Origin of the sequence: Arthrobacter sp. StoSoilB13 (genome assembly GCF_019977255.1) — a bacterium.
In the GTDB taxonomy this organism is placed as follows: domain Bacteria; phylum Actinomycetota; class Actinomycetes; order Actinomycetales; family Micrococcaceae; genus Arthrobacter.
Genome location: NZ_AP024647.1, coordinates 1,029,184 through 1,042,557, shown reverse-complemented (window position 1 = coordinate 1,042,557; position 13,374 = coordinate 1,029,184). Strand labels below are relative to the sequence as shown.

General features: G+C 60.7%; 11 protein-coding genes and 2 pseudogenes. 8 read left to right on the top strand and 5 right to left on the bottom strand.

Annotated elements, in window-relative coordinates:
* Positions 1-65 precede the first annotated feature (65 nt).
* Both LDP01_RS04895 and LDP01_RS04890 read right to left on the bottom strand, forming a co-directional pair.
* Positions 66-572, bottom strand: a complete 507-nt coding sequence (locus tag LDP01_RS04895; protein WP_223933081.1) for a DUF2004 domain-containing protein — start codon at positions 570-572, stop codon at positions 66-68.
* A 50-nt stretch (positions 573-622) separates the two neighbouring features.
* Positions 623-1,588, bottom strand: a complete 966-nt coding sequence (locus LDP01_RS04890; RefSeq protein ID WP_224090640.1) for a LysR family transcriptional regulator — start codon at positions 1,586-1,588, stop codon at positions 623-625.
* 492 nt (positions 1,589-2,080) lie between these two features.
* Here LDP01_RS04890 and nrdH point away from each other — a divergent pair, with 492 nt between their 5' ends.
* The 4 genes and pseudogenes from nrdH (at position 2,081) to nrdF (ending at position 6,083) form a co-directional block, all read left to right on the top strand.
* Entirely contained in the window at positions 2,081-2,323 is a 243-nt protein-coding gene (nrdH, locus tag LDP01_RS04885; RefSeq protein WP_011775022.1) for a glutaredoxin-like protein NrdH, read from the top strand.
* 62 nt (positions 2,324-2,385) lie between these two features.
* Positions 2,386-2,856, top strand: a complete 471-nt coding sequence (gene nrdI / locus LDP01_RS04880; protein ID WP_224090639.1) for a class Ib ribonucleoside-diphosphate reductase assembly flavoprotein NrdI — start codon at positions 2,386-2,388, stop codon at positions 2,854-2,856.
* 32 nt (positions 2,857-2,888) lie between these two features.
* A pseudogene (gene nrdE / locus LDP01_RS04875) lies at positions 2,889-5,010 on the top strand (class 1b ribonucleoside-diphosphate reductase subunit alpha).
* Positions 5,011-5,107: 97 nt separating this feature from the next.
* Positions 5,108-6,083 (top strand): annotated as a pseudogene (nrdF, locus tag LDP01_RS04870) (class 1b ribonucleoside-diphosphate reductase subunit beta).
* A 101-nt stretch (positions 6,084-6,184) separates the two neighbouring features.
* On the opposite strand, the gene LDP01_RS04865 reads toward nrdF, so the two are convergent.
* Positions 6,185-7,462 (bottom strand): HNH endonuclease, encoded by a 1,278-nt coding sequence (locus LDP01_RS04865; protein WP_224090636.1) that lies wholly within the window; start codon positions 7,460-7,462, stop codon positions 6,185-6,187.
* Positions 7,463-7,471: 9 nt separating this feature from the next.
* On the opposite strand from LDP01_RS04865, the gene LDP01_RS04860 reads away from it, so the two are divergent.
* Positions 7,472-8,563 (top strand): dienelactone hydrolase family protein, encoded by a 1,092-nt coding sequence (locus LDP01_RS04860; protein ID WP_224090634.1) that lies wholly within the window; start codon positions 7,472-7,474, stop codon positions 8,561-8,563.
* 2 nt (positions 8,564-8,565) lie between these two features.
* On the opposite strand, the gene LDP01_RS04855 is transcribed toward LDP01_RS04860, so the two are convergent.
* Positions 8,566-9,660, bottom strand: coding sequence for a PDDEXK nuclease domain-containing protein (locus tag LDP01_RS04855; protein ID WP_224090632.1), 1,095 nt, complete (start codon positions 9,658-9,660; stop codon positions 8,566-8,568).
* Positions 9,661-9,721: 61 nt separating this feature from the next.
* On the opposite strand from LDP01_RS04855, the gene LDP01_RS04850 reads away from it, so the two are divergent.
* Together LDP01_RS04850 and LDP01_RS04845 are read left to right on the top strand one after the other, a co-directional pair.
* Entirely contained in the window at positions 9,722-10,210 is a 489-nt protein-coding gene (locus tag LDP01_RS04850) for a DNA alkylation repair protein (RefSeq protein WP_224090630.1), read from the top strand.
* A 79-nt stretch (positions 10,211-10,289) separates the two neighbouring features.
* The gene (locus tag LDP01_RS04845) at positions 10,290-11,798 is read left to right on the top strand and encodes an FAD-dependent oxidoreductase (RefSeq protein ID WP_224090628.1); all 1,509 of its coding nucleotides are present in this window, start codon (positions 10,290-10,292) and stop codon (positions 11,796-11,798) included.
* Here the strand turns inward: LDP01_RS04845 and LDP01_RS04840 are convergent, their stop codons facing one another.
* On the bottom strand, positions 11,799-12,761 hold the full coding sequence (locus tag LDP01_RS04840) for a hypothetical protein (protein ID WP_224090626.1): 963 nt from the start codon (positions 12,759-12,761) through the stop codon (positions 11,799-11,801). It abuts the gene before it with no gap.
* 105 nt (positions 12,762-12,866) lie between these two features.
* Here LDP01_RS04840 and LDP01_RS04835 point away from each other — a divergent pair, with 105 nt between their 5' ends.
* Positions 12,867-13,370, top strand: a complete 504-nt coding sequence (locus tag LDP01_RS04835; RefSeq protein WP_346658909.1) for a DedA family protein — start codon at positions 12,867-12,869, stop codon at positions 13,368-13,370.
* Positions 13,371-13,374 lie beyond the last annotated feature (4 nt).

Sequence of the window (13,374 nt, the reverse complement as noted above, 5' to 3'; positions counted from 1 at the left end):
CACAAGCGACGGCGGCCGGTCACCGAAAGGTAACCGGCCGCCGTCGGGCGTTTAAGCTTCAGCCTTCACGACTCCCAAAGGATTTCGTCATCCACCACGCCATCTTCATCGGCGGCTACTACCAGCAGCTCATCCGTGAAGTGCGAGCCGAGGGTGAAGTCCAGAACAAAATAGCGCTCGGGCTGGCCAGGGTAGATGGCCACATGACCCAGTTTGAGGGCTTTGAGGAAGACGTCGTTGGTGAGCTGGGACTTGTCCCTGACCCCGAAAACCGATTCGAGCTGCTCTTCCTTGAGCTGGGAGCTATGGAAATGCAGGAACTGTTGCGGATTGGTGCCGTCCTGGTCCAGCTCATCGGCGATCATCTCCCGGACCTGGTCAACCAGCTCCGGCAGGAAGCGCAAGCGGTAGTCCACCTTGTGCATGGCGGCCTCGTCGAAATGGTCATGCGCCGTGACGTTCAGGTCCAGCTCAAGCTGATTGCCGCCGAGCTCGTGTTTGGTCACGAAGCAATGTTCACGCCCGTGATTGAGCTCGATCTCCCCAAAATGTGTGCTCGCTACCTTGCCCATGTGATCAATCTAACCCCAACATCGGGCCGGTTCCAGCAATTGGGGAGAATTCACCTCCGACGCTGCGAACCCTTGACAGGCGCTGATTTCAGGGGATGCAAACCGCTCTTTTCGGAGGTGCCACGGAGGGTGTCGGCCAGGAGCTGCGTAAACAGTTGCACTTGAGCTGTTCGCTTTTCATTGATGAGCAGCGCGAACACGTTTCGCGCCAGCCGGATGTCCGGAACGTCAAGGACCACGACGCCGGGTGGCCGGTTGCGCAGCGCCAGTTCCGGTACCAGCGAAGCACCCAGGCCGGCCGCGGTCATCTCCAGGCTGGCATGGAAATCGTCACTGTAAGCCACGACGCGGGGATGCAGGTTGCAGCTGGCAAACAAACGTTCGATCACCAGGGCGTCGCTGGTGCCCGGGTGATGGACGATCCATGGCATGTCCGAGAGGTGTGCGGCCTCAATCTCGGCATCCTCGCGGATTTTCCATGAAGCGGGCAGCACCACCCGGAAGTCGTCGTCGCCGATCCATTGGCGCTCCAGGGAATGTGGCCAGGCCAATCCTGACTGTCCCACCTGGTACACGAGGGCGGCGTCCAATTCTCCGCCGCTGCGCAGTCCCTGGATGGTCTGTGCCGGCTCAGCGACTGATACGCGCAGCTCGATGCCCAGCCCGTTCCACCGCTCATTCCGCAGGATGTCCGGCAGCACATACGTGGCAAGGCTGGGGAAGATGCCCAGCCGCAATTCCTGTGCCGGCGCATCGCTGGTCCTTGATGCGGCGGCCATGAGCGCTTCGACGTCCGTGAGCACCTTGGATGCGTGCCGGGTCATGGTTACGGCGGCCTCAGTGGGAATCACGCTCCTCGCGGAACGCTGGAACAGTTCGACGCCGGTATCCCGTTCCAGCGCGGCCATCTGTTGGGAAACGGCGGAGGCTGTATAGCCAAGCTGCGCCGCTGCCGCCGCGAAGGAACCCAGCCGGGTGACCTCCAACAGGGTCCGGAGATGGAGAAGGTTGACCATCAGCTGTCCTTTTGCTCGTTTTTCCTGCCAACACAGGGGAGTGGGCTCCCTTGAAGCATCAGGGACACCGTACTCTGCGTTTGACCATCAGCAAATCTGGCTGTTCGAGCAGTGTTCGCCACGCCACATTTTCAAAGTGTCACGACACGCCGGAACCCGGCGACACGCTGGAGATTAAATGTGGCTAAGTAGTCCACAGGGTGTGGATTTCATCTCTCACTTTGGCGGAATCACGGACATTTTGAGGCACCTGCCCTGTGGACGAGCGGTGGATTGAATGACATACTTGTAATACATCATCTTGGGGTCCCGGCGAGGCGCTTGCACTACATGTAGTATCGGTTTACGGATTGAGCGGGAAACCAGCACAAGACTATATAAGCGTGTTGGCTGCCACAGCAGCCTGCGGGCCGGTATCGGATTCAGTATTCAGTTCCGGTTGAGCCCGCCAGATACGAAGAGCGACAGACTTCAACTAAGGGGACAGGGATCATGACCGTTACGGTTTACACGAAGCCGGCCTGTGTTCAGTGCAACGCAACCTACCGGGCACTCGACAAGAAGGGCATTGCCTACCAGAGTGTCGACATCTCCCAGGATGCCGAGGCGCTCGAACGCCTCAAGGCGCTGGGTTACATGCAGGCTCCCGTCGTCGTGACCGAGCAGGACCATTGGTCTGGATTCCGCCCGGACAAGATCGAGGAACTGGCCCAGGCCGTTTCCTCCGTGGCCTAAGTTTCCTTTCGGACTTCGCCACCGCAGCAAGCAAGAATTCCTATGTAGTCGAGGTGACTCCCATGGCACCGCTTGCAACGGCATCCGTGCGCAGTAACACGGACACTGTGACCACGAGGAGTCACCTCATCTACTTTTCCTCGACATCTGAGAACACCAAGCGCTTTGTCCAGAAATTGGGCAGGGATGCAGCGCGCATCCCGCTTTATGCGCACGATGCCCCGCTTCAAGCACTTGAACCCTTTGTCCTTGTCCTGCCGACTTACGGCGGGACAAACGGCGAAGGTTCAGTGCCCAAGCAGGTCATCAGGTTTCTCAACAACCCACGGAACAGGGAGCTGATCCGTGGTGTTATCGGTGCAGGAAACACCAACTTCGCGGACAACTATTGCGCAGCGGGAGACATCATCGCCGCCAAGTGCAACGTGCCGCATCTCTACAGGTTTGAACTCATGGGGACGCCGGAAGACGTCGATCGGGTCAATCAAGGATTGGAAAAGTTTTGGACACTACTGTCGCAGAAACAGAAGTAACCGGGGGCGCTGTGGAAACGGCCAAGAAGCCACTGCCGGAGGCCTATAAGGGCCTGGGCTATCACGAGCTCAACGCAATGCTGAACCTGTATGGCCCCAACGGCGAGATCCAGTTTGAAGCCGATCGTGAAGCCGCGCACCAGTACTTCCTGCAGCACGTGAACAACAACACCGTGTTCTTCCACGACCTGGAAGAGAAGCTCGACTACCTGGTGAAGAACCAGTACTACGAGCGCGAAACACTGGACCAGTACACGATGAACTTCATCCGTGAACTCTTCAACCGTGCCTACAAAAAGAAGTTCCGCTTCGAGACCTTCCTTGGCGCCTTCAAGTTCTACACGTCCTACACACTGAAGACGTTTGACGGCAAGCGCTTCCTTGAGCGCTACGAAGACCGCGTCTGCATGGTTGCCCTGCACCTTGCCCGCGGCAACGAAGAACTTGCCAGCCGCCTTGTTGACGAAATCATCGATGGCCGTTTCCAGCCGGCAACCCCCACCTTCCTGAATGCAGGCAAGGCCCAGCGCGGCGAGCTTGTCTCCTGCTTCCTGCTCCGTATCGAAGACAACATGGAGTCGATTGCCCGCGCCATCAACTCCGCGCTGCAGCTCTCCAAGCGCGGTGGCGGTGTGGCACTTTCGCTCACCAACATCCGTGAGCACGGCGCCCCGATCAAGCAGATCGAAAACCAGTCCTCCGGCGTCATCCCCGTGATGAAGCTCCTCGAAGACAGCTTCTCCTACGCCAACCAGCTTGGTGCCCGCCAGGGTGCAGGTGCCGTGTACCTGCACGCACACCACCCGGACATCTACCGCTTCCTGGACACCAAGCGCGAGAACGCCGACGAGAAGATCCGCATCAAGACGCTCTCCCTTGGCGTCGTGATCCCGGACATCACGTTCGAGCTCGCCAAGAAGAACGAGGACATGTACCTCTTCTCCCCGTACGACGTCGAGCGCGTCTACGGAGTCCCCTTCTCCGACATTTCCGTCACGGAGAAGTACTACGAGATGGTTGACGATTCCCGGATCAAGAAGACCAAGATCAGCGCCCGTGAGTTCTTCCAGACCCTCGCGGAGATCCAGTTCGAGTCCGGCTACCCGTACATCATGTTCGAGGACACCGTGAACCGGGCCAACCCGATCGACGGCAAGATCACCATGAGCAACCTGTGCTCGGAGATCCTGCAGGTTTCCTCGCCGTCCATCTACGCCGAAGACCTGAGCTACCAGACCGTGGGCAAGGACATTTCCTGCAACCTCGGTTCCATGAACATCGCCAAGACCATGGATTCGCCGGACTTCGGTCTCTCGATCGAGACGTCCATCCGCGCCCTCAGCGCAGTGTCCGACATGTCCTACATCAACTCGGTGCCGTCGATTGCCCAGGGTAATGCCCAGAGCCACGCGATTGGCCTCGGCCAGATGAACCTCCACGGCTACCTCGCCCGCGAGCACGTCCACTACGGTTCCGAAGAGGGCCTGGACTTCACCAACATCTACTTCTACACGGTGCTGTTCCACGCCCTCCGCGCGTCCAACAAGCTGGCCATCGAGACCGGCCAGAAGTTCGGTGGCTTCGAGAAGTCGACCTACGCTTCCGGCGAGTTCTTCGACAAGTACACGGAGCAGGAATGGGTTCCGGCAACGGAGCGCGTCCGCGAGCTCTTCGCAGGCCACCACATTCCCACCCAGGACGACTGGCGTGAGCTGAAGGCTTCCGTCATGGAGCACGGCATCTACAACCAGAACCTCCAGGGCCGTGCCGCCCACCGGTTCCATCAGCTACATCAACAACTCCACCTCCTCGATCCACCCGGTGGCCGCAAAGATCGAAATCCGCAAGGAAGGCAAGATCGGGCGCGTCTACTACCCGGCTCCGTACCTGACCAACGACAACCTGGAGTACTACCAGGATGCCTACGAAATCGGCTACGAAAAGATCATCGACACCTACGCAGCTGCCACGCAGCACGTGGACCAGGGCCTGTCCCTGACGCTGTTCTTCAAGGACACCGCCACCACGCGTGATATCAACAAGGCGCAGATCTACGCATGGCGCAAGGGCATCAAGACCCTCTACTACATCCGTCTCCGCCAGATGGCCCTCGAAGGGACTGAGGTGGAGGGCTGCGTAAGTTGCGCGCTCTAATCGGCAGTCGCCGCACTCAAAACTAAAGATTACGACGGCGGGTTTGCACCCGCCGTCGTACGCTTACCTTAAAGAACCCAACGCTAAAGGGGATGAAATGACCGAAAAGGTCAAGCTGCTTAGTCACGTCGAAGCAATCAACTGGAACAAGATCCAGGACGACAAGGACGTGGAAGTCTGGAACCGACTGGTCAACAACTTCTGGCTGCCGGAGAAGGTGCCGCTGTCCAACGACGTCCAGTCGTGGCACACGCTGACGCCGGAAGAGCAGCAGCTCACCATGCGCGTTTTCACCGGTCTCACCCTGCTTGACACCATCCAGGGAACCGTGGGCGCAGTTTCGTTGATCCCGGACGCGCTGACGCCGCACGAAGAGGCCGTGTACACCAACATCGCTTTCATGGAATCGGTGCACGCGAAGTCCTACTCGTCCATCTTCTCCACGCTGTGCTCCACCAAGGAGATTGACGACGCCTTCCGCTGGTCGGTCGAAAACGAGAACCTTCAGAAGAAGGCGCAGATCGTCATGGACTACTACCAGGGCGACGATCCCCTGAAGCGCAAGGTGGCCTCCACACTGCTGGAGAGCTTCCTGTTCTACTCGGGCTTCTACCTGCCCATGTACTGGTCCTCGCGTGCCAAGCTGACGAACACGGCCGACCTCATTCGCCTCATCATCCGTGACGAAGCCGTGCACGGCTACTACATCGGCTACAAGTTCCAGAAGGGCTTGGAGAAGGCTTCCGAGGCCCGCAAGCAGGAAATCAAGGACTACACGTTCGAGCTTCTCTTCGAGCTGTACGAAAACGAAGTCCAGTACACGCACGACCTCTATGACGGCGTCGGCCCTGGCCGAGGACGTCAAGAAGTTCCTGCACTACAACGCCAACAAGGCCCTCATGAACCTCGGCTACGAGGCAATGTTCCCGGCTTCCGTTACGGACGTGAACCCTGCCATCCTTTCGGCGCTGTCCCCGAATGCGGACGAGAACCACGACTTCTTCTCCGGCTCGGGCTCCTCCTACGTGATTGGCAAGGCTGTCAACACTGAGGACGAGGACTGGGAGTTCTAAACGGATTCAGTTCTTGGCATCTTCAAAGCCCCTTACGCTGTGCTGGCGTGAGGGGCTTTGTCGTAGTTCCAGTACGACCCAGCCAATTGACCCGAATTCCCTCAATCGACTCGGGTTCGTTCATAGCCTGGCAATGGAGGCGCGGCGGAGCGGTAGCTGTGCCCAGTGGGCGTGGTCACTTTTAGCGTGTGTCTCCGTGCAGGTTCTGGTCTGACGCTCCACCCGGGGTTTTCTTTGGTGTGGTTGCATTGTTCGCAGAGCCCGGCCCCGTTGTCCACGTTGGTTGGTCCGTCCTCGTGCCAGGGGACGATGTGGTCGATATGCCGGATTGGCGCGTCGCAATAGGGGGTGCGACAGCTGTGGTCGCGGGTTTCGATGAACCGTCTCATGCCCATGGGGAAGAAACGTGCCCTCGAGTCAGTGGCAAGGAGTTCGCCCGTGTTTGGTGCCGTGAAGAGTCGTCGCAGCCAAATGCTGAAGTCTTGATCTGTCTTGCTCTCACCGCTGGTCAGGAGCTCCCTGGCCCACTCAGCTGGAACGATGCCGTACCCAGTAAGTCTTGCGGGTTCGCTGTCGCCTTGCAGCAACGTGCGGTCGGTCATAACGAGTTGAAGGTCGATCCCAGAGAACCCTGCAGGCGAACCGGTGATGCGTTCGACGAGCGTGTCCGCCATGACCTGTCCCCGGGACCGGCCATCCCCGTCGGAACGGGCGGAGTCTGCGTGCCGGGTGAGGGCCGCGTATGCAGCCACGCCTTGGGCGACTGGAAGTAGAGCCGTGAGGATCGTCATCGTGTCCGGTGCCGGGCGGAGGCTCACATGCCGTTCAGACGCCGCGTGGGCGGCCCTTTGCGTCACCGAGCGAGGATCACGCCGATAGGCCGCTGCTTTTGCGGCGGCGATGATGGTCTTGTCGCCAGCACCATCGAACGTGCCCGAGTCGGGGGCGAGTTCCTCGTCCACCGCGCAGCGATCTTCAGCACTGAGGCAGGCCGTTTCCTTCACAAGGAGTGTGGCCCGCCACTCATTTAGTCTTCCCGACTCCAAGGCGGCCATGGTCCGTGGCATCTCTGACACCAGCGCCTTGGCCAGGCCCAGAAGCCGGGACCCCTTATTCGGAGACTCCCGCCGGGCAAGGGCAACCTGGGCTGATACACCTTGGCCTCGTTCAGAAGCGGGAACCCCCGCTGCTGCCTGTTCTTGACGCTGGGCAAGGTCAAAGGCCACGGCTATCTTCGCTTGCAAACTTGAAATCGCAGACTTCATGTCCTCAAGAGCACGGAGCTGATTAATCAGGTCACCGCTGACGCTGCCTGCTTGAGCACGTGCAGGCAGCGAGGCCACCGCTTGGGTGGCTTGTATCTGCTGGCTCCGGCTCATATTTTTACTATGTCAGTAGCCACTGACATTTTTAGCGTCGCGAACTTTGGCAGCAGATCGAAACCGTACCTGAACCCTTCCACCCTTGCCCGCGTCTTTCCAGCAGAGGAAGATACTGCCCAACTTCGGGAGGACGTCATGGTTCAGCTTGAGAAGTTTGAAAAGTACTTGATCGAAGAGTTCTACGACGATTACCGGTCGGGCGACATGTCCCACGGGACTTTCACCAGGCGCGTGGCGTTCATCATGGGAAGTATGACCGCGGCTGCGGCGGCTATGACCTTGGTGGGCTGTACACCGGACGAGGTGCCAAAGACCGGGGACCCGATGCCCACAGCCACGGCTTCAGCAGGTTCGGGAAACACTACAGCGGTTCCCAACGCCAAGAGTCCGCTGACGGTGCCGGAAGGGGCCGCGGGCCTGACGACGGCCACGGTGACGTTTACTTCCGGCGGCACCGACATCAGCGGGTACCTGGCCCGGCCCGAGGGCAGCAAGCCGGGTCCAGCCGTCCTGGTCTGTCACGAAAACCGCGGCCTCACGCCCCACATCCAGGATGTCGCCCGGCGCTTCGCCAAAGAAGGCTACGCAGCTTTGGCGCTGGACCTCCTCAGCAGGGAGGGTGGCACTGCATCGATGGATCCGGATGCTGTCCCGGGTGCCCTCACCAAGGCAGGAGCCCAGCGGCACGTGGGGGACTTCCAGGCAGCATTTGAATATCTGAACGGCCAGGACTTCGTGGAAAAGGGCCGCGTTGCCATGGTCGGCTTCTGTTTTGGCGGCGGCATCACCTGGCAAGCGGCCACCGAGATCCCGGGGCTGAAGGCCACCTCCGCGTTCTACGGTCCCGCCCCGGACCTGGCGAAAGTCCCCATCATCAAGCCCGCCGTTTTTGGTGTCTACGCTGAAAAAGACGCGCGGATCACCGGTTCCATGCCGCAGTTGAAGGCGGCCTTGGATGCGACACAGGTCAAGCACCAACTCAAGGTGTACCCGGGCGTGGACCATGCATTCCATAACGACACAAGCGACCGCTACAACGAGGCCCAGGCTACGGCGGCGTGGAACGACACGTTGGCCTGGTTCAGGGAAAACGTCTGAGCCTAATCCGGCAGAATACGGGCTTGGCTTGCCAGCTCGGCTTCCAACGTTTCGATACTGGGCAGGCTGGCGACAAATTCGTCGGGCAATGACTCGGCAAGGGACGTCCGCCACTCCGCGATCCCCACCGGAGCGCTGAATCCACGCAGGGCGTACTCGGCCACCACGCTGTTCTTCTCCTTGCACAGCAGCAGGCCGATGGTTGGTTTGTCGTCAGGGTGGGCCATGAGGTCGTCAACGGCTGCCATGTACATGCCCAGCTGGCCCAGGAACCCGGGTTCGAATTTCACGGCCTTTAGCTCGATGACCATGTAGCAGCGCAATTTCAAATGGTAGAAGAGCAGGTCCGCAAAGAATTCGTCGCCGGCGATCTCCAATCGGACCTGTTCACCAACGAATGCGAAGCCTTGACCCAGCTCGAGCAGGAATTTCTCCACATGCTTCACCAATTCCACCTCCAGGTCCCGTTCCGTGTGCCGGTCAGTCATGGCCAGGAAATCAAAGACGTAAGGATCTTTGGTGGCCTGCTGGGCGAGGTCTGAATCGGCGGCAATCATGGTGGTCTTGAAATTGGTGATGGCTTGCCCTGAGCGCTCGTGCAAGCGGGTCTCGATCTGATGCGTCAGGACGTTGCGCGACCAACCATGCTGGGCAGCTGCCGCTGCGTACCAGAGGCGGGTGGCGGCGTCGTCGAGCTTTTCCAAAAGCGCGATCTGGTGGTACCACGGCAATGTTGCAAGCGGCGCTTGCAACATTGGAAACTCGGGCCAAGCCTGGGCAAAGCTCTTCATGTACCGCAGGTTCCTGGGGGAGAAGCCCTTCGCTTCGGGGAAGCGCGTTCGGATGTCAGCGGACAATCGGGTGACCACTTTAGCGCCCCAGCCCTCCTGCGATTCGCGCTCGGCAAGTTGCCTGCCGATGCTCCAGTACGAATTGAGCAGTTCGCTGTTCGCAGCCGCCAGTGCGCGCGTGCGGCCTGTCCGGACTTCTTGCGCGACAGTGTTGAGCAGCGCGGGATACCAGTCGGGCATCGACGTCGCGGCGGGGACTCCCGGGAACGACGCTGTGGCTTCGGTAGCGAGCTCTTGCGAAGGCATAATCTCTCCTGTCGATTGCTGTTGCCCCCACCCTAGAAGGAGGCACTGACAGAATGGACGCGTGAGTGAAGCTGGTGAATTTGTGGACTTCACGCTGCAGCGTGAATCGTCGTGGGAGAAGGCCATGGAAGCCCGGGAGCGCCTGGGCGGAATGAAGGTCTACGGGGCATCGGTTGGTGCAGTGCGAGGAACGGTCCGGGACGTCCTGAAGCGGCACAAGAATCTGAGCCATGACGACATCACGGCCCTCAGTTCGGAACTGTGGGATGAGCCGGTCTTTGAACGCAGGCTCGCTGCGGTTGTCCTGTTGCAAACCAAAGTGGGGATCCTGGTCAATACGGACCTGACCCGCATAGAGGGCTTCATTCGGCAGGCCGGCACGGAGGAACTGGCTGATCCTTTGGCGGTGGATGTGGTCAAACCCCTGCTCGCCAGGCTCGAAGGACAGGCAAAAGAACGCGCTGAACGAGTTTTGGAACGCTGGTCGCGTGACACGGACCCGTGGCTCCGCCGTGCCGCGCAACTCGCCAAGGACAACCCGACCCCTTGATAAGGCCCGGCCACCGGCCTACCGTTTTCATCAACACATGCCAGGCGCCAATTCCGTGAATTGAGAGGCAGGTTGTTCGATGAAATCGCTGTGGTTGGACAGGGAATCCAGCTTCACGTCCGATGCAATCCCCGATGAAAAGCACTTCGACACAATAGTGGCGGGCGCAGGGCTCACAGGAATGGTGACGGCTCTGCTGTTGTCCAGATCGGGCCAGCGTGTGGCAGTTTTGGAAGCGCGCACCCTCGGCGCCGTGACCACAGGCAACACCACCGGCAAACTAAGCCTCCTGCAGGGAGGGGCACTCTCGGCGCTGCGTGGCCAGTACTCACTGAAAGTAGTGCAAGCCTACGTGGAAGCGAACCGCACTGGTCAGGCATGGCTGATGCGGTATATGGAAGAGCAGGGCATCGCGTTTCAGCGCCGGACGGCAGTCACCTTCGCAACCACCGACGACGGCGGCCAGCGCCTGCGCAAGGAGGCCGCCGTTTCCCGCGACGCTGGTTTGGACGTGCACTTCAGCCGCGACCCCGGGCTGCCCTTCCCGGTGGTTGAGGCACTGGAACTCGATGACCAGGCGCAGATCCACCCCATGGAAGTCCTGGAGGTCCTGGCAAGGGATATCCGGGAGCACGGCGGAATAATTGTTGAGGGCGTCCAGGTGCAGAATGTGGGTTCTGACCTTCCCGTGGAAGTATCCACGCGAAAAGGGGCCTTCACCGCGGACACCGTCGTCATTGCTACTGGCACGCCGATCCTGGACCGCGGACTCTATTTCGCCAAGCTTGAACCCAACCGGTCATACGCTGCCGCTCTTCGGCTTCCAGGTGAAACCCCGCCACCGAGCGGAATGTACCTGAGTATCGATCCACCCACCCGTTCCCAACGCACTCACCCGACGCCGGAAGGCGAGTTGCTGTTGGTAGGTGGCTACGGGCATACCGGCGGCCGGGCGGTCTCGCCCAAGGCGCATCTGGATGACCTTCTCGCCTGGGCCAACCAGCATTATCCGGGCGCGGAGGTCACCCATACGTGGTCTGCCCAGGACTACCGGCCAACCAACCTCGTTCCCTTCTTCGGCAAGATGCCCCGGGGCCACGGCCGGATCTTCTTCGGAACCGGCTACAACAAGTGGGGCATGAGCAACGGAGTAGCTGCCGCGTTGTCCATTACTTCGGACATTCTTGGTGGCCAGTCTGATTGGGCCACGGTCATACACCACCGCGTTACGTCGCCCCAGGGCGCGTTGGAAGCCGTTCGCCTCAATGCCGGCGTCGCCAAACGGTTGGTCGAGGACAAAGCCAAGGTCAGGAGCAATCCGGAAATCACGGACCAGACCCGACCCCCGGAGGGGAGTGGCGTCGTCGGGCTTTACAAGGGTGAACCGGCAGCTGTGTCCACCGTTGATGGCAACGTCTGTATGGTGTCGGCGAGCTGCGCCCACTTGGGAGGCCTGCTGAGCTGGAACGACGCCGAGAAATCCTGGGATTGCCCGTTGCACGGCTCAAGGTTCGCTCCCGACGGCAAGTATTTGGAAGGCCCTGCGACGCATAACCTGCAGAAGTCGCCACTAAAGAAGAAGGAGTAGTCAAGCCAGCCGTTCGACGCGCCGCCGGGCCTGGTCCGCGGCGCGTCGTTGCTGTGCCGCGGCCCGGACGGCCAGCTTTTTGTGCGACTCAGCGGCTTCGGCGTCCCGGGTGATGCCGATCAGTTCGGCTTCGAGGGAAGCCAAACGCTTTTTGGCGTCGGCGATCTGCGCCTCGACGTCCGAGCGCCGATTCGCGAATTCATTGACAGCGTCCCAAGCCTTCGAAGCAGCGTTTTCGGCTTCCAGGGCTTCCTGTTCGGCTGCCTCAAACTCGGTGCGGGCTTCTTCCAACGCGGCCTGGCGCTTTTGGGCCCGGCGTTCGGCCAGGGATGTTGCGGCTTCCTCGGGTGCTTTCTCTTTCGGCTGCGGCTCTTGATGCTTCTTGCCCTGTCGTGCCGGCCTGGTTCCCGCGGGCAGCTTCACCTTTGGCGTTTCGCCCACACCCGGGATTTCGTCGGGATTTGCTGCAGCGACGGCATCTGTCAGGTCCACGGACTCGAAACCGCTGCCGCTTAGCCCGCGCACCAGCCGGCCGGTCGCCACCGCGGCTGCGGCGCCGGCGTCGGCCATTGCGGCCCGAAGCGTTTGCTCCACGTCGGCAGCGCCGGCAGCGCTGAGCGGTGCTCCCAGCCGGCTCGCCAGCTCCTTTGCCGCCTGCACGGCCAAGCTCAGTTGACCCTGTCGCTGCTGGCCAAGTTCACGGAAGGCTTCAGCATCTCCCTCCTCTTGCGCTGCACGAAGGGAAGCGCCAAAACGCACGACGCCGTCAATCACCTCGGGTTGGTGGACGGCAAGCATGTTGATGCCCCAGGCGCCGGCGGTGGGCTTTGGCAAGCTCCCGATCTCCTTGGCGAGGTCCTTTCCACCTGCTTCCTTTGCCTGCCGTGCCAAGGCTGTCCGCTCCGCAGTGAATTCACGCGGAAGCACGGCGTACAACTGTTGGGCGGCATCGCGAAGATCCATGACTTCATCCTAGGTGCGCTTGTGCCGACCCTGGCCCGTGGCGCCGGGCACTTGCCCGCGGGACCTGGTCCTGGAGCCTACCGCGCTTAGGGTAGCCTAAGTCACGTGGACCAGATCATGAGCTTGCCCTTTGGCGTCGCGCTTGCGGCGCTCTTCGCGATTGTCATGATCCGCGTCAATGTCACGTACTGGCTTGGTCGAGGAGCAGTTGCCGGCTTCGCACACACCCGCTTCGGGGCGTCGCTCCAACAGCCGTCGCTCCAACAGTCCAAGGCAGCCCGGGCCCAAGCCTTCATACAGCGCTGGGGTCCGTACGCCGTCGTGCTGTCCTTCCTGACCATCGGCCTGCAGACCGCCGTTAATCTGGCAGCGGGCGCAGCGCGGATGCCGTTGCGCCGCTATCTCCCCGCTGCTATCGGGGGTTCCATCATCTGGGCGTTGCTGTACGCAACCATCGGACTGGCCGCCCTTGAGGCGTGGCTTGCGGTAGCTGCGACGTCGCCGGCTGGTGCCGGGCTGTCGGTGCTGGCTGTGCTCGCCGTGATCGTGTGGGTGGTGGTTGCCCGGCGGCGTCGGTCGGCTGCCAAATCAGCGGATACAGTGGTCTGAGTTC

Excerpts from the sequence above, each read along its gene's own strand:
- LDP01_RS04895 (WP_223933081.1), bottom strand. The coding sequence starts at position 572 with ATGGGCAAGGTAGCGAGCACACATTTTGGGGAGATCGAGCTCAATCAC.
- LDP01_RS04890 (WP_224090640.1), bottom strand. The coding sequence starts at position 1,588 with ATGGTCAACCTTCTCCATCTCCGGACCCTGTTGGAGGTCACCCGGCTG.
- nrdH (WP_011775022.1), top strand. The coding sequence starts at position 2,081 with ATGACCGTTACGGTTTACACGAAGCCGGCCTGTGTTCAGTGCAACGCA.
- nrdI (WP_224090639.1), top strand. The coding sequence starts at position 2,386 with ATGGCACCGCTTGCAACGGCATCCGTGCGCAGTAACACGGACACTGTG.
- LDP01_RS04865 (WP_224090636.1), bottom strand. The coding sequence starts at position 7,462 with ATGAGCCGGAGCCAGCAGATACAAGCCACCCAAGCGGTGGCCTCGCTG.
- LDP01_RS04860 (WP_224090634.1), top strand. The coding sequence starts at position 7,472 with ATGTCAGTAGCCACTGACATTTTTAGCGTCGCGAACTTTGGCAGCAGA.
- LDP01_RS04855 (WP_224090632.1), bottom strand. The coding sequence starts at position 9,660 with ATGCCTTCGCAAGAGCTCGCTACCGAAGCCACAGCGTCGTTCCCGGGA.
- LDP01_RS04845 (WP_224090628.1), top strand. The coding sequence starts at position 10,290 with ATGAAATCGCTGTGGTTGGACAGGGAATCCAGCTTCACGTCCGATGCA.
- LDP01_RS04840 (WP_224090626.1), bottom strand. The coding sequence starts at position 12,761 with ATGGATCTTCGCGATGCCGCCCAACAGTTGTACGCCGTGCTTCCGCGT.